Origin of the sequence: Paracoccus mutanolyticus (assembly GCF_003285265.1) — a bacterium.
Classification (GTDB): Bacteria; Pseudomonadota; Alphaproteobacteria; order Rhodobacterales; family Rhodobacteraceae; genus Paracoccus; species Paracoccus yeei.
In genome coordinates this window covers 2,324,464-2,338,257 of record NZ_CP030239.1, presented here as the reverse complement: position 1 = coordinate 2,338,257, position 13,794 = coordinate 2,324,464, and the positions used below count along the sequence as shown (strand labels likewise).

Genomic DNA, 13,794 nt, shown 5'->3' with positions numbered 1-13,794 from the left:
ACCGGGGATCGGCTCGATCAGGCGCAGTCCCAAGCCGACGGATATGCGGTGGCGAACGGTTGCAACGTGCAGGTCACGCCCCTGCACCTGGGCGATGAGGAAGTCGTCAACCTGATGGGCCATTTCAACGCGGCCTGCGAGTCTCCTGTCAAGGTTGCCTGAGGATAGGTTCGAGTCGTGCAGGGCGACCTAGGAGGAGCGGTTGACCAAGCTCCGAGGCGCGGCCTCGTCGGGGACGATCCGTGCCAGCATCGTCGCGCGGCTTTCGGGCTATACGGTCGACTACGTGCACGCCAATACACCGCCGAGTCGAAAGATCTTGTCGGCGGCCACATCGATCGCGCCTTCTTCTGCCTTCTCGGCCGCGACCGATCTCAAGCCGCGCGGCCCGCGCCGGTTGTGCGCAGTCAGGCCATTGGCGTGCCCGCTTTCCGATCTCGGCATCAACGGCGATCGCGATGGCTGTCGGGCAGCTCGCGCCCAAGGGCGAATCGAGGAGGTGGTGGACGCTGGTCGAGGCCAGCGCGCAGGCCATGCCAGCACCACAAGTATTTCGAGGTGAACTACGGCGACGCCCTGATCCCCTTGGATACGAATGGTTCGCGGACATGGCGACACCGACGGCATGATGGCCGAAGCGGCCGCCATATGCGGTAGTGACGGCCAATCGGGCCGCGCCCGTTATGGTCCTTGGCCGGTTCCGGCACCACTGACGATTCGGAATGGACAGACACCGGACGAACTGAAGCATCGGGGTCCTCCCTCGGCTTGGCTTGGCCGTCCTGGCGTGAAACCTGCCTGCAAAGGCGCCCTGTCGGAAAGGTATGGGATGATACCGCGCATTTTTCCGGCAATGCCGGAAACTGGCACCGTCACAGGTCACGACGGAACCCATGGGATGTGGAAGTCGGTTCCCGGCTGGCTGCTGGACCCGTTGGGCCGATGGCGATCGCGGCTGCCTCATCTGCCGACGGCAGCCCGTTGGCGGCCCGCTTGCTGCTGCCGGCCGAACCAGACGGGGCGCAGGCCGACGCCGCGCGTCCCGAGATGCCTCAGCGCCTCGAAGCGGACACCCGCAGGGGAGAGACCTGCGGTGGGACTAACTCGAGCGTTACCGTTCGCGCCCGCGCTCTCTCGGGGCTGCGGCTTGCGAAGTGCGGCATTGCGGCCTCGGGTCCGGGCTTGCGGGAACTGGACCGGCATGTCTCGCCGGTGCGCCGCAACAAAGGTGATGTCAGCCCGCCCGTTCCGCGCTAGGTTGGCGGCCGGTCGCGGCGTTTGGCGGCCGGCACAGGAGGAGGATGACCACCATGCACGTCGCCGGGCTGCTTCGCACCGACATGTTCCAGATCACGGGGGGCTTGTCCATGATCCTCTCGAACGGTTGGCGTCGTGTCGGCAAAACCCGGTCTACCGGGGTGGCGTTCCGCTGGACAACCCCGCGATCCGCCAGTCAGGAGACCTGCCCAACCCCGGAGTGCAGGTCAACAATGCGCTCGGGATGGAGGCCGGCGCGCATGGTCGGGCCAATTCCAGGATGGCGGCCTGCGCCTTGCAGGTCCGCGGACTGGCGGGCCTACGCGCCGCGCCAGACCATCGTCGGGCCCGCAACCTGGCGGTTCTGGGGCGAGAGATCTTTCCGGCGCTGAATGTCGAAACGCGGCAGGTGGATGGGCCACCGCCCGTCCTTGCCGGATCTTTGCCGGTAATCGGACGGTGCCAGGTGCTCCAACATCCTGCTGGCCTTGACCATCACCTGGCTTTGCCGGGCGCCTTTCCGCGCCTGTCGCCCACCCGCTCGCTGGTGGAAGCCGCCGTCGATCTGGCGCCCCAGCGCCGACCGTTCTCGGCCCTGTCTTCGGCGACAGGAGATTAGGCTTACATGAGCACCTGCTGCGTGGCGGCGGAACTCTATGGCATGTTCCATCGGTGTGCTTTCGCTCAAAGATCATTCGTCCCTGGTCCACATATTCTTCCGACGGAATGCAGGCAATGGTCTCACCCACGACATTTCCATCCAGCACGACTTCAAGTTGTACCGGCTGACCGCGGCGCGAGGTGTCCACCGCCCAGCCCCGGATCATGGGGCGCGATACGGATTCGACGCGACCTTCCAACTGGAACCCATGGCGTTCTGCGCATCCAGGCTCCTGCGGGTTCCTGGCGCGATCCATCGCCAACATCCGGCCCCATCTGTGCCACCCGCTGTATCTGGACGAGGTGACCGAGGACGTGAGCACCGTCGCCCGCGCGATCGGCGAGCGGCTTGCTGACGGCTTCGGCATGAAGATCACTCGGATCGGCGGCATCTCGGCCATGCTGACGGTGCGCTGGAGTACAGGGCCTGGAGGACAGCGAGTTCGTCCAGCGTCGATCCAACCGTGCCCTATGAGGTCTGGGAACGCGAGATCCTGGAGACGGCCGATGCCTTCAAAGCCAAGCATCCCGATCTGGGCGCCATCGTGCTGGAATGCACCAACCTGACGCCCTTCACGGCGCAGATCAGCGAGGTGTTGCAGATGCCGGTCTATGACCGGGACGCTTCGGTGCTGATCCCGGGCCCCTCGGCAAGGCCGACAAGGTGGGATGCAATCGGCCAATGAGGACCCGCCGTGCCCATTGAACTCATGCTCAGGCTGAAACCATATCAGGCGATGCCGAGCATTGTGCGTGTCATGCTACACAATATGTTCAGCTTTCTGAGGATCCGTGAGCTACTCCCCAATGGTTGGACAGATTTCCGGCTTATTTAAGCTATTGCCTGTGCCTGCTGATCGGTTTCGATGCTGTTGAAGTAGACCACGGCGGGCGGCTGCCCGCCATGGGCGGTGTGTGGCCTCCGATGGTTATAGAAGGTGATCCAGTGGTTGATTGCGGCCTTGGCCTGCGATCCTGTTTCCCAGGCGTGCAGATAGACGCATTCATACTTCAGGGAACAGCCACAATGCGCAATCTGCCACCTCGTCTGCTGTGCCAACGCGCTTCAACGGGATCGCATCCGCCATCGCCACAATCAGCGATGCGTCGGTGAACACATCCTTTTGGATCTCAGTGTCGATGATCCCGGCTGCCAGGGTGGATGGCCTCATTCAACGCCTCGACGCAGAAGTCGGCCTCTAGCGTGTTGGACAGCCGCCAGCTGAGCACCTTGCGGCTGTGCCAGTCCATGATCGCCACCAGATACAGGAAGCCGCGGCGCATGGGTATGTCGCTGATGTCGGTGCACCAGACCTGACCGGGGCGGTGACGCGAGCCCGCCTAACAGGTAGGAATAGGTCTTGTGGCCCTTTCTCGGCTTGCTGGTGTTGGGTTTCTGGTAGATCGGCATCAAGCGCATGAGCCGCATCAGCCGCCGGATTCGCTTCTGGTTCACACCGTGACCCTCGTTCTGCAGATGCCAGGTCATCTGCCGGACGCCATAGAAGGGTGTATCCAGGAACTGCCGGTCGATCAACTGCATCAGAGCCAGGTTCACCTCCGTCTCACCCAATGGCTCGTGGCAGAACGACGAGCGCGAGATCGACAGAAGACGGCACTGCGCCCCGATCGACAGCGCAGGATGGTCCCGCTCGATCATCCCGCTTCATTTTCCGGTCCACGGCTTGAGCTTTCGTGACAAAAAATCGTTGGCGATGGTCAGCTCTCCAATCTTGGCATGCAACGACCGGACCGTTTCTTCGGCTGCCCCGCTCGAAGATGTCCGCCGCACCGCCGAGCAATGCCTTCTTCCTGAACCGCCCCGGGTTTACCGGAGAGTAGAACACTCAAAGGATGAGCCCTATGACGAAGCAAAGATTCACCCCCGCCTATCACGGCTTCCAGCGCCACGCGCGCCTTGAAGCCAGCGTCATGGTTCCTGCGTTTCCGCATTCTGATCTCCTCGTCCTTGGAGACCAGCAGACGTCAGACCGTAGCTTCCGTCACTGTCCGTTTTTCCTCTGGTACTCACGTGTGCGTGGCCAGATCCCGGAAGCGCGCGAAGCCCTCCACCGGAGTAAACGCCTCGACGGCCATGGCAATAACCGATCCAACATCGGGAACCGTGCGCATGCGTCGAGGGTTTCGTGCTCCCGGGCATGCTCGTCGATTTGCTGTTCCAGCGTTTCGATCTCGCCAGAGGTTCGGGCGATCCTGTCCAGATACAGGGCGCCGACCTCACGCGCGATCTGCGGAAGCGCTGTCGTCATATCGTCGAGCTGCTTGTTGCTCGGTGTGATAGATCGGCGCCCCCCCGGCCACGATCACCCCTTGCGCTGCAGATGGGCGCGCAACGCGTTCACCAGTTGGGTCTTTTGCACGACCCATTCGCGGGTTCGGAACTGCTGAGGAGGGCCTGCTCCCCGGCGATCTCATCCGGCCGGGGCCGAAGCGCGGGTCGGGTGACGCGACTGGCGCGACGCCGCGCCGGCATTCTTCTGGCGCCTCACGAGCGCTTCCCATGAACCGGCGGGATCAGGCGGTTCATGTCCGAGCTTTCCGAAACCGCCGCTCCGGCCCTACGCCGGCGCCCTGGTCTTCATGGTCCGAACGCAGGCCTGCGGAGACATAAAAAAGCACAGGTGCGGCGCCTAAAAAGAACATAAAAAAACTATTGCATGGTGGCAGGCCGGCAGGCGCCTTCTCAACATATCTGGCTGGCAAGCCTCTGTTCCATTCTGCACCCCACCGGGGGGCGATGGCAGAGGCTTTTTGCGTATTGGATGCCGTCGGGCGGCAGTGGAAGAATGGCTGAAGAACACGAACAAAAACTCAAGATCGCCGCTGCACCTGCATTCGGCGAGGCCACACATTTGGCGAGGTCGCAGACAACCGGGCGCGCAGCATCGCGATGATTTCGAGTTCGTCGTGCGGTATCGGACAGCTACGGCAGCCTGCTCATAGACCATATACGGACTTGACGGATGACACCATGTTAATCTCATGCTTGGCTTCGAGCGTTCTTCCGCGCAGGTTCTATCAGCGCCTCGGTTCCTCGGCAGCCGCCTGCCGGGGCGTCGATGCTTGCCGACATGCTCGGCGCTCCCATTCTGGGGCATGAAAGCTTCACCTCTCGCGTCGCCTCGATCACCGGACGGTTCCGGCACGGCGACCGGATCGGAGAGCTGACCTGCCTGCACACGCCGTCGCATAGCCTGCAGGAGCCGAGCGAGTTTTTCGTGCGGTTGGTGCCGTTCGGTCATGGCGCGGGATCGTACCTTTTCGGCGCGCACAGGTGCGGACCACTTGTACTGGGACGCCAGGCACATCTTTCCGCCCTGTCGTGGCCTGATGTGGACGCGCGAGCCACTCGAAGCTGGATGCGCAGCGGCCAGTACGTCTCGACCCGGTCGAGTAGAGCAACGCGTCGCCGCGGGAATCGGCAGTCAGGCATCTCTTTCAGCGAGATGAGCTGGGCGATGTCCACCGATCTTTGGCTGCGGCAGGTCCTGCACAGCAGCAATGCCTCCCTGCGGATCAACTGCGGCAGCTTCGGTCCCGGCTGATAGCTGCGCGCGAATTCGATGGCGCGCAGCAGCGTTTCCTGAACCAGGTCGTCGGGGTCCTGCGTCCTGCGGCACAGCGACCGGGCATAGAGGCGCGCAGTCGCCCCGCATGGTCACGACCATCAGCAACGGGAACCTGACAGCTATGGCCTGCAAGGCCAGCTTGTCATGAATGCTCGTCTGTCGGCCCTCCGAGGTTTGACAATGATTCTTATGAGTGTTATGAGACAATCACGATATCCGAAACCACCCAACATTCAGTTTTCATTTTCTACCAATGACATTCTTGCTATCGAAAAGCCTTTGACACGGCTTGGCAGCAGAGGCCGATATGGCGCGCGTAAGGTTTGGCACCAGTTGCGACGCGAACAGCGCGCTGCACGGTGGGTGCAGGCGGTGCAACCGACTGGTGCCAACATGGATTGGCGATCGGGTGGTCGCGTCAAGAAGGTCGTCACGACCAACCTCGATGCAGCCCAACCTTGCCCGGACGACAAGGTGCTTTAGGCGTCGTCGCCGATACGTCTTAACCAGCTGTATTTTCCGGCGGACGATCCGACGTTTCGGTGCTGCTGCTGTGCCATCTTCCTGCTGGTTTCGTGGCGCGCGGCGGGGGCGCTGATCGGCGGCATCGTCGGCGACCGCATCGGGCGCCATCGCATCATCTGGATCTCGGTGCTGGGGCCGCTGCCGCTGACGCTGATGCTGCCCTATGCCGACCTGTGCCGGACCGGCGTCCTATCGCCGACCTGTTCTGGACCGGCGTGTGGCGAAGGGCATGAACGCAACGAAGGGAAAGCCGTAAAGGTGATGAACTTGAGCCGCGCCGGGTTTGCCTCGATCCGCAGATCGCCTGCCGCTGGGCGGCATGCTCCGGCGTCTGGCGCTGCTGACGCGCACCGACATCCGCTTCAAGCGCCTGCTCGAGGTGCTGGTGCTGGTGCCGATGTTCATTTCCTCGATCGTCCTGGCCTTCGGCTATACGGTCTCGGTCGGACCGTCGGGAAAGCCCGGAGTTTAGGAATGCCAAAGCGCAATCGCTGCCAGGACCGGGGCGAGTCCTTCAATGCCTATGCGGCAACGCATCGTCGCCCTGTCGGGCCGGGTATGGGCGTGCGCTATTCGACTGCGTGTTCTTCAACGTCTTCGCGGTGCTCTCGATCCTCTACCTGACGAAATGCGTCGGGCTGGACCGGACCTTCGCGCTGTGGACGGTCTGCGGCGCCGCCATCGCAGGTGGTCTGCATCCGTTCTTCGGCCTTGCTGTCGGGCCGGATGGGCGGCCGCGACCTCGCATCGGGCCGGGGGCGCTGAACATGGTGACGACGGCGGGCGTCGCCATGGCAAACCGCCTGCCGGTGTTGCTGATTGCGGGTGACACGTTCGCGAATCGTCTACCCGATCCGGTGCTGCAGCAGGTCGAACATTTCGGCGATCCGACCATCACCGCGAACGATGCCTTCAAATCGGTCGTGCGCTATTGGGACCGCATCACGCGTGCCGCGACGGCAGCTGCTGGCCGCGATGCATCGGCCCGTCCTGGCTTGGCCTATCGTCTTCGCCGCGCTGGTGCGCGTCGCGCCGGCTGATCGGCCGCCGCAGCGCGGCTCAGCCTGCCGTCGGAACCCCGCCCGGTTTCCCTCCACGATCATCCGAGGACTTCCGATGTTTTATACCGACAACAAGCTGCAATATCCCGTTCGCGTCGACGCCCCGAACCCGCTGCGTGGTCGCGAAGCCATCGGCGGGTCGAAGGCGAGATCCGCGTCACCCTGCTGGAAGCCGGCAACCGCGACTCGAGCCCTGGATCCATGTCCCGGTCGGCTATTTCCGTACTGCAGAACCCGGATTTCGACGTGGTGCTACGAGCCGCGCCCGACCCCGGCCTGAACGGCCGCTCCCTGCACTGGCCGCGCGGCAAGGTGCTGGGCGGATCCCGTCGCTGAGCGGGTTGCTCTATGTCCGCGGCCAGCGCGAGGATGACGGCCGCTGGGCGCAGATGGGCGGCGGGGCTGGTCCTGGCGCGAGGACAGCACGCTGTTTCAGGAACTGGAACCTTCCAGCGCGGCGAGGGCGAGGGGCGCGGCACGCATGGCGCCGCAGGTTTCCGACCCGCGCCTGCGCCGCCGCATCTTGCGCATTGTTGATCGAGGCCGCCAAGGCCATCGGCATCCCCTACACCCCGATTTTACGGCCGATCAAATCGAGCTCGATGGCAATACGATCCGTATACATGCCCGCTCTTCGGCGGCCGCGGCCGCCGATCCGCCATGCGGGGGACTGGTGGGGTCTGCGCAACGACTTGCTGCGCCAGATCAAAGATAGTTTCGATGATGCTGGGGTCGAGATCCCGTTCCCGACCCAGGCGTTGATCTACGACAACAAGGTCACGAGCGAGCGGGAGGCACCAGCGTAGACTCGGAGCAGCTCAGGGGCGGTGACGCCAGCGCCTGCGCTTCCACGGCATTGCAGATCGTCCATGACGCGCTCCGAGGGGGTGGGCGGGAACCGGCAGGCCATCTGCAGCTCGGCTGGTATACAAGGTAGGGGCGTGCCCACGCTGAACGAAAAGGCATCGCGTCTGATGGGCAAGGCGGCCATCGGGCTGGAATACCTGCTGAAACGGTCGGGCCCCATGGCCATGGCGCGCCAGCCGGTCTTCGGCTTCCTGCGCACCCGGCGCGGCCTCGCCATGCACCAACTTCCGGGTCCGCTGCCATGAGTGGTGCGGGTAGCGGACGAAGTTGCCAGTCACCTTCTTGGCCTTCCGCAATCGGTCTGCCAGCTGCTGCCGGAAAGCCGCGGTCATCGATGGCAATTGCCGTGAAGGCAGGCGCGACCGAGCCACTACGGCCACCCAGACCGACCGCGGATCTGGTGATCGCTGGCACAAGGCTGCCCGCGTTCGCCCGCTCCGAGCCGCGAGACGCATCTCTGAGGAGTTCCGGCCGGCCGCCGACGTGCCGATCTGGAAAAGGCGGCGGGGGCCATCGGCACGACCATCTTTCACCCCGTCGGCACCTGCCGCATGGGCGCGGACGGCGGCGCGGTGGTCGATCCGCGGCTGCGGCTGCGGGCGCTGGGGCGGCTGCGCATCGCCGACGCCTCGGTCATGCCGGCGATCACCAGCGGGAACACCAACGCCCCCGTGATGATGATCGCCGAAAGGGCGCGCATGGTCCTTGAGTGATCGTGGTGCCGAAGGTGTCTGCATAATTCCGCGGGTGCGAGCAGAACTTGCTGCTGATGCAGAGGATGATGATGAAGATGACGATGATGATGATTTTGATCAAAGTTCTGCAGATGCATGGGATCGAGCATGCGTTCGGGATCATCGGTTCTGCGATGATGCCTGTTTCGGACCTGTTTCCGAAGGCTGGGATCACGTTTTGGGATACCGCGCACGAGACGAATGCCGGGCTGATGGCGGACGGGTTCACGCGCTCGACCGGCAAGATGTCGATGATGATCGCGCAGAACGGCCCCGGGGTGACCGGCTTTGTGACGCCGGTGAAGACCGCCTACTGGAACCACACCCCGCTTTTGCTGGTGACGCCCCAGGCCGCCAACATAACAACGGCTACCTTGCCTTCGTGCATGCCGTGCGAACCCAGATCGCTGCCGAAGTACTGTATTTTCCGGTGGCATCCCCGGCCCGAGGTGCTGAACCCTGCCGTTGATTTCGTTGTCATCCCCTGCGACGCTGGAAAGCTCGGTTGGGCAGGACATGGTCGATTTCCTCGGTGTCGGGTCGATCCTGCCGCGGGTCGCGGCCTTTGGCGGGCGGGGGGGGGGCGCGCCGCGCCGCGGCCTGGCTGGGATCGCGGCGGATCTTTCTGCCCTCGGACGTGGCCCGGCAGCTGGAGGCCGACCTGACGGCGCTGGTCGAGCGGCTGGATGCGCAGGGCGTCGACAGCCAGTGCAGGACGTCGGCGCCTTACCCACGAGGCGGGCGCGCGGCAGATGGTCCGGGACCGGCTTGGGGGCCGGGCGGCGGCGTTCGAAAGCCGCAACGGTGGTCCTGGCGCTGGGGACGCGGCTCAACCCGTTCTCGACCCTGCCGGGCTATGGCATCGACTATTGGCCCAAGGAAGCGAAGATCATCCAGGTCGACATCAACGCCGACCGCATCGGCCTGACCAAGAAGGTCACCGTGGGCATCGGTGAGAGGGGGAATTTGGCGCATCCCGATTCTCTTTGCCCACTGCGTCAGAGTGTCGGCGCCGTGGGGCCAGCAGCGCCGCGACCGAGGCCCTTTCGGTCTTTTGCGGCTTGGGCGGCAGAGCCTTCAGTACAGGCTCGCCCAAGCGTTGCAGGATCCGGTTCAGCCGGGGCAGCGCGTCGCGGGGCTGGGCCGATTTGAGGAAGTCGATGGACTGTCGGGCCATGCAGGCGGTGCCGCGGACGCCATCGTCAGCTCCGACATCGGCAACAACTGCGCCATCGGCAACGCCTATCCCAGCTTCGAGGCCGGCCGCAAATACCTGGCTCCGGGCCTGTTCGGTCCCTGCGGCTATGGCTTCCCGGCGATCCTCGGCGCCAAGATCGGCAATCCCGATACGCCGGTGATCGGCTTTGCCGGCGACGGCGCCTTCGGCATCTCAATGAACGAGATGGTGTCTGTGGGCCGCAAGGACTGGCCGGCGATCACCATGGTGATCTTCCGCAACTACCAGTGGGGCGCGGAAAAGCGCAAATCGTCCTACGCTAACACGACACCCATCGCGAGGAACTCGGCATCCTGAACACCCTCGCACACCCGGACGAAAACGTCCAATGCCATCATGACCAGGCACCCCTGGCGCTGACCCAGGCCCTCAAGACCCTGCGCGACGACAGATGAAGCACGGCGAAACCACCTTCATCGAGGTGCTCTTAACCCGGGCGGGAGGGCAATTCAAGCCGGGCCGTCAGCAGCCGATTCCATGGCCAGCTTTCGATCTCTGGATGGAGATGCTGATGGCGCAGCGCGGCGCCGATCTGCTGCGCTTCAAGGGGCTGATCCACCTGCAGGCGCGTGCCTCTCGCGGTCCGTGGTCCACGGTGTCCAGCATATCTTTCATCCGCCGGTGCTGCTGACCGACTGGCAGTGGTATCGAGTCAATCGTGGCTCTTCCGTCTGTTGCCGAAGTCGGCTGTGTCGATTTCCATCCGGACAGCATTGTTCCTGCTGGCGAGCGGCGGTTACGGCGGCGTCGTTGCTGCTGGCGCTGCTGCTGGTGGACATGTCGTGGGCGTCCGGGGGGGGGGGGGCTCCCCCGCCCCGGGCGTTGCGCTGCCGGCCGGCGGTGCGCGGCTGGGGGTGGCGCTGCTGGGGCGCGCATCGGCGGCGCTGCTGGCGGGGCTGGTGTTGTCGCTGGGCCGGATCTCGCAGATGCGCTGGGTGAACCTGATCGCCTCGGCCTATATCGAGCTGTTTCGCAACACGCCCGTCCTGGTGCAGCTGATCTGGTTCTATTACGCCTTTCCGGTGCTGACCGCCAAGGCATCGCCGCGCGTGTTGCCGCGCCATGAACGCTCGGAACGCGACCTGGCCTTCACCGTGCTGTCGGTGACGGTCTTGTCCACGGTGGCCATGGTGCTTTACCCGATGCTGTCGGGCCTGTTCGGGTTCACGCCGCGCGACAGCGGCGTGTTTCTGGGCGGCACCATTCACGACGTGGCGCAGGTGGTCGGGGCGGGCTTCTCCATCGGCCCCGAGACGGGCGAGACGGCGACGCTGGTCAAGCTGCCGAGCTGGTCGATGCTGGGGGTGGCGCGCTTTCCGCGGCATCCGCGCAGGCGCTTAAAAGCCAGGCTGTGCAGGTCTGCAAGCGCCCGCCGTCTTGGTTGTCGTGTTTCTGTGCCGGGCTTCCGGCGCTGGCGTCGTCAACCACCGGCCCGATCCGGCCGTGTCGCGGACGGGGCGTGAGTTCTCAGCGCTGGTCGTGGTCGGCATCAAGACCCTGCAAAGGACCGATTTCGATACCACCTTCAACAACTTCATGGTCGTGGGCCTCAGCGTCGCCATGGCGATGATCACCATCGTCGAGCCCGGCTTCTTCGGCTTCATGTGGCGGCCGCCGCACCCTGCAAAAACTGCGGCGGCAGTGTCCAGAAAACCCCCATATAGGACCACAGGCAGCGCACAGCAGGACAAGGCCTACGAGCGGCGATCCCGCCGTGGCCGAGGCCGCCAGAAAGATGCCGCCGATCAGCCCGCCCATGGCGGTGTGGAACTTGCGCTCTCCGGTCCGGTCGGAGCTGCGCGAGACCAGGACCAGCCCGGCACCCGCGAAGATGAAGGGAATAGCTGCGAAGCCGGGGCATGACCGCCGCCGCGCCCTGGCCGAGACGGCGACCGAACCGCCGGCGACGATGCGCGTCCGGCGGGCCGGCGGACGGCCGCTGGGCGGGGCCGTCGCCACCACCGCCGGCACGGTGCGCGCGGCGCTCGACCATGGCGTTGCGCGAACGCTCGGGTAACTACTTCTTTACCAGGATTGGCGACGTTCTCGCCGAAGTCGAGGCGGATTACGATGTCGTGGTGATCGACTGCCCGCCGCAGTTGGGGTTCCTGACCATGTCCGCGCTGTCGGCCGCCACCGCCATCCTTGTCACCGTGCATCCGCAGATGCTGGACGTGATGTCCATGTGCCAGTTCCTGCTGATGACCTCGAACCTGCTGGGCGTGGTCGCGGAGGCGCGGCCATGGTGCAGCCGCCGCGCCGGGGCCGAGAAGCGCGTCGAACACCTGCGCGCAATCCTCGACCGATCCGGGCCAGGAAGGCGCCGGGTAGCCGGCTGTCGGGGCGGCCGAACGTGTTCGTCTTCCCCGACCTCGCCTCGGGCAACATCGGCTACAAGATCGCGCAGCGCCTGGGCGGGCTGACCGCCATCGGCCCCATCCTGCAGGGCCTCGCAAAGCCCGCGAACGACCTGTCGCGCGGATGCTCGGTCGAGGATATGCCCGCGATCACCGGCGGCAACGACACGGATTTCGTGTTGTGGTGGCAGCAGGAAAAGGCCCGCAGCGGCTATGCGACCGTCTCGGTCGGCATCGACCCCAGCAGCGGCGGAGCGGCCTTCTGGTATGCGCTGAATATCCTCGAGGGCGCCGAGCCGCCGCAGGAGCGGACCGCGATCAGCAGCGGACGATTTCACCGGGCTTGAGCCCAACAGCATCGTCCGCCCCAGGACGCCCGGCACCAGCAGGCCGGTCAGCGCCAGAAGTGAGGTGACGAAAAAAAGATCGTCAGCAGTCGCGCGCGCTGTCAGCAGCAGCGCGCCGTAAAGGCCCAGCCGGTAGGCGGGCAGCCATGGTTCGGCTAGCGCCGCCGACCACCCCGGGAAATGGCCGATCAACACGAAGATGCCCCCACCCGGCGCAAGGCGGCCATGGTTCAGGTTGAACCAGATGCCGCCTGCCATCAGGCGATTACCACGCGCATCGCATTGGCCGATAACAGCTGCAACGTCGTCGGCCCACCGGTTTGCGCAAGCTCGTGCGACGACGTGGTCGCGCATCTGTATCTGGAGGCCACGGTCCTGTTCCCGCAAGCCGCTGCCTGACTGGAGACCGTGACGCCGCGCCCTGCACCCGGCCGGCAGAGGCAGAGCAGGACGGGGTCCTGAACCGCCCCAAGGTGCTGCTGCGTGGACGGCCGCGGTGAAAGGACGGCACAGCAGGCGGCGGGCAGCGGTTCGCGCCACTTGTGGCAGAAGTCCGGGCAGGATCCTTCGGGTTCCGTCTGTTGCGGGTCCCATGCAGCGTCTTCCTTGCCAGGGAAAGCCTGTAGCAAGGTGGGAGACGCCTGCTGATCCGGCATGGGTCTAAAAACGCATGTCATCAATGATAGCGTCAAGTATTTAATCCACATAGAAATGCTGTACACCACCAAATCGCATGCGACAACGCATTACGACAACGTGCAAGATTTACCGGCGAACCGTTTGGGAAGCATCTGCCGAGAATGCTGCTCTTGGGCTATGAGCCTGCTGTCCTTCGGATCCTCGAACTACGTCGGACGCGGTCGGCGAGGTCCTGTACCAGCCTTGACGCCGGCCGCAGCGCCGGCGTCAGCATGTCATAGGTAAAGAACAGCTCGGGCGTGATCGGCCGGACTGCATTCGTCCCGATGCCGCGCTTGCCGGGCTGTTCTGCCACCCCGGACAAAGCGGCGCCGCCCCCCATTCGGTTCCGAAAGGACAGCCATGATCGAAGCTTCCCTGATGCGCGCCGCCATTCTGGACGGACCGCAGCGGTTTTCTTCTGGCCAGGGTGCCGGTGCCCCGGCCCCCATGGGGCGGCACTGCCCACAGCACTCGCTTA

The 13,794-nt window shown here is 64.6% G+C and carries 14 protein-coding genes and 9 pseudogenes; 17 read left to right on the top strand and 6 right to left on the bottom strand.

Going from position 1 to position 13,794, the window contains the following annotated elements; all coding sequences use genetic code 11:
• Positions 1 to 202 precede the first annotated feature (202 nt).
• On the top strand, positions 203 to 562 hold the full coding sequence (locus DPM13_RS19805) for a hypothetical protein (RefSeq protein WP_145963373.1): 360 nt from the start codon (positions 203 to 205) through the stop codon (positions 560 to 562).
• Between the two features lie 1,014 nt (positions 563 to 1,576).
• Here DPM13_RS19805 and DPM13_RS20935 read toward each other — a convergent pair.
• On the bottom strand, positions 1,577 to 1,735 hold the full coding sequence (locus tag DPM13_RS20935; RefSeq protein ID WP_189654664.1) for a hypothetical protein: 159 nt from the start codon (positions 1,733 to 1,735) through the stop codon (positions 1,577 to 1,579).
• Positions 1,736 to 2,381: 646 nt separating this feature from the next.
• Here DPM13_RS20935 and DPM13_RS12655 point away from each other — a divergent pair.
• Positions 2,382 to 2,603: a hypothetical protein gene (locus tag DPM13_RS12655; RefSeq protein WP_112888144.1), complete on the top strand. Its 222-nt coding sequence runs from the start codon at positions 2,382 to 2,384 to the stop codon at positions 2,601 to 2,603.
• 146 nt (positions 2,604 to 2,749) lie between these two features.
• Here DPM13_RS12655 and DPM13_RS12650 read toward each other — a convergent pair whose 3' ends face one another.
• The 4 genes and pseudogenes from DPM13_RS12650 to DPM13_RS27095 form a co-directional block, all read right to left on the bottom strand.
• On the bottom strand, positions 2,750 to 2,977 hold the full coding sequence (locus tag DPM13_RS12650; protein WP_112888143.1) for an integrase core domain-containing protein: 228 nt from the start codon (positions 2,975 to 2,977) through the stop codon (positions 2,750 to 2,752).
• Positions 2,922 to 3,089, bottom strand: a complete 168-nt coding sequence (locus DPM13_RS12645) for an SDR family oxidoreductase (protein WP_112888142.1) — start codon at positions 3,087 to 3,089, stop codon at positions 2,922 to 2,924. Before DPM13_RS12645 ends, DPM13_RS12650 begins: the two co-directional genes overlap by 56 nt.
• On the bottom strand, positions 3,049 to 3,201 hold the full coding sequence (locus DPM13_RS27100; RefSeq protein WP_397244444.1) for a hypothetical protein: 153 nt from the start codon (positions 3,199 to 3,201) through the stop codon (positions 3,049 to 3,051). Before DPM13_RS27100 ends, DPM13_RS12645 begins: the two co-directional genes overlap by 41 nt.
• 169 nt (positions 3,202 to 3,370) lie before the next feature.
• Positions 3,371 to 3,460, bottom strand: a pseudogene (locus DPM13_RS27095) (hypothetical protein); the annotation flags it as partial.
• Positions 3,461 to 4,997: 1,537 nt separating this feature from the next.
• Between DPM13_RS27095 and DPM13_RS12630 the strand changes: the two are divergent.
• From DPM13_RS12630 to DPM13_RS27080, 12 genes and pseudogenes are all read left to right on the top strand, one after another.
• On the top strand, positions 4,998 to 5,483 hold the full coding sequence (locus tag DPM13_RS12630) for a hypothetical protein (RefSeq protein WP_112888139.1): 486 nt from the start codon (positions 4,998 to 5,000) through the stop codon (positions 5,481 to 5,483).
• Positions 5,484 to 6,089: 606 nt separating this feature from the next.
• A pseudogene (locus DPM13_RS23360) lies at positions 6,090 to 6,227 on the top strand (MFS transporter); the annotation flags it as partial.
• A 124-nt stretch (positions 6,228 to 6,351) separates the two neighbouring features.
• A complete protein-coding gene (locus DPM13_RS12615; protein ID WP_189654940.1) occupies positions 6,352 to 6,504 on the top strand; it encodes a hypothetical protein in 153 nt (50 codons plus the stop codon).
• A gap of 274 nt (positions 6,505 to 6,778) precedes the next feature.
• Positions 6,779 to 6,988 (top strand): annotated as a pseudogene (locus DPM13_RS12610) (3D-(3,5/4)-trihydroxycyclohexane-1,2-dione acylhydrolase (decyclizing)); the annotation flags it as partial.
• A 306-nt stretch (positions 6,989 to 7,294) separates the two neighbouring features.
• The gene (locus DPM13_RS25140) at positions 7,295 to 7,429 is read left to right on the top strand and encodes a hypothetical protein (RefSeq protein ID WP_262983126.1); all 135 of its coding nucleotides are present in this window, start codon (positions 7,295 to 7,297) and stop codon (positions 7,427 to 7,429) included.
• 197 nt (positions 7,430 to 7,626) lie between these two features.
• Positions 7,627 to 7,899, top strand: coding sequence for a mechanosensitive ion channel family protein (locus DPM13_RS12600; protein WP_189654663.1), 273 nt, complete (start codon positions 7,627 to 7,629; stop codon positions 7,897 to 7,899).
• A gap of 135 nt (positions 7,900 to 8,034) precedes the next feature.
• Positions 8,035 to 8,205: a hypothetical protein gene (locus DPM13_RS23355; protein WP_223251999.1), complete on the top strand. Its 171-nt coding sequence runs from the start codon at positions 8,035 to 8,037 to the stop codon at positions 8,203 to 8,205.
• 243 nt (positions 8,206 to 8,448) lie between these two features.
• Positions 8,449 to 8,673 (top strand): annotated as a pseudogene (locus tag DPM13_RS23350) (GMC oxidoreductase); the annotation flags it as partial.
• Positions 8,674 to 8,774: 101 nt separating this feature from the next.
• Positions 8,775 to 10,177, top strand: a pseudogene (locus DPM13_RS27700) (thiamine pyrophosphate-dependent enzyme); the annotation flags it as partial.
• A 145-nt stretch (positions 10,178 to 10,322) separates the two neighbouring features.
• Complete coding sequence (locus tag DPM13_RS12575; protein WP_112888136.1) at positions 10,323 to 10,562, top strand: GTP-binding protein; 240 nt, start codon at positions 10,323 to 10,325, stop codon at positions 10,560 to 10,562.
• A gap of 295 nt (positions 10,563 to 10,857) precedes the next feature.
• A pseudogene (locus DPM13_RS27085) lies at positions 10,858 to 10,917 on the top strand (hypothetical protein); the annotation flags it as partial.
• 51 nt (positions 10,918 to 10,968) lie between these two features.
• Positions 10,969 to 11,232: pseudogene (locus tag DPM13_RS27080) on the top strand (putative sulfate exporter family transporter); the annotation flags it as partial.
• Between the two features lie 166 nt (positions 11,233 to 11,398).
• Here DPM13_RS27080 and DPM13_RS27075 read toward each other — a convergent pair.
• A complete protein-coding gene (locus DPM13_RS27075; protein WP_189654662.1) occupies positions 11,399 to 11,902 on the bottom strand; it encodes a hypothetical protein in 504 nt (167 codons plus the stop codon).
• 23 nt (positions 11,903 to 11,925) lie between these two features.
• On the opposite strand from DPM13_RS27075, the pseudogene DPM13_RS12560 reads away from it, so the two are divergent.
• The 3 genes and pseudogenes from DPM13_RS12560 to DPM13_RS12550 form a co-directional block, all read left to right on the top strand.
• A pseudogene (locus DPM13_RS12560) lies at positions 11,926 to 12,165 on the top strand (AAA family ATPase); the annotation flags it as partial.
• A 68-nt stretch (positions 12,166 to 12,233) separates the two neighbouring features.
• A pseudogene (locus tag DPM13_RS27070) lies at positions 12,234 to 12,431 on the top strand (phosphate acyltransferase); the annotation flags it as partial.
• 384 nt (positions 12,432 to 12,815) lie between these two features.
• Positions 12,816 to 13,034 (top strand): hypothetical protein, encoded by a 219-nt coding sequence (locus DPM13_RS12550; RefSeq protein ID WP_112888135.1) that lies wholly within the window; start codon positions 12,816 to 12,818, stop codon positions 13,032 to 13,034.
• Positions 13,035 to 13,794 lie beyond the last annotated feature (760 nt).

Bases quoted from the DNA above. Each gene is read 5' to 3' on its own strand.
- DPM13_RS12575 (WP_112888136.1), top strand. From the start codon at position 10,323: ATGAAGCACGGCGAAACCACCTTCATCGAGGTGCTCTTAACCCGGGCG.
- DPM13_RS25140 (WP_262983126.1), top strand. From the start codon at position 7,295: ATGTCCCGGTCGGCTATTTCCGTACTGCAGAACCCGGATTTCGACGTG.
- DPM13_RS12550 (WP_112888135.1), top strand. From the start codon at position 12,816: ATGGCCGATCAACACGAAGATGCCCCCACCCGGCGCAAGGCGGCCATG.
- DPM13_RS12645 (WP_112888142.1), bottom strand. From the start codon at position 3,089: ATGAGGCCATCCACCCTGGCAGCCGGGATCATCGACACTGAGATCCAA.
- DPM13_RS12630 (WP_112888139.1), top strand. From the start codon at position 4,998: ATGCTTGCCGACATGCTCGGCGCTCCCATTCTGGGGCATGAAAGCTTC.
- DPM13_RS27100 (WP_397244444.1), bottom strand. From the start codon at position 3,201: ATGCGCCGCGGCTTCCTGTATCTGGTGGCGATCATGGACTGGCACAGC.
- DPM13_RS12615 (WP_189654940.1), top strand. From the start codon at position 6,352: ATGCTCCGGCGTCTGGCGCTGCTGACGCGCACCGACATCCGCTTCAAG.
- DPM13_RS20935 (WP_189654664.1), bottom strand. From the start codon at position 1,735: ATGTTGGAGCACCTGGCACCGTCCGATTACCGGCAAAGATCCGGCAAG.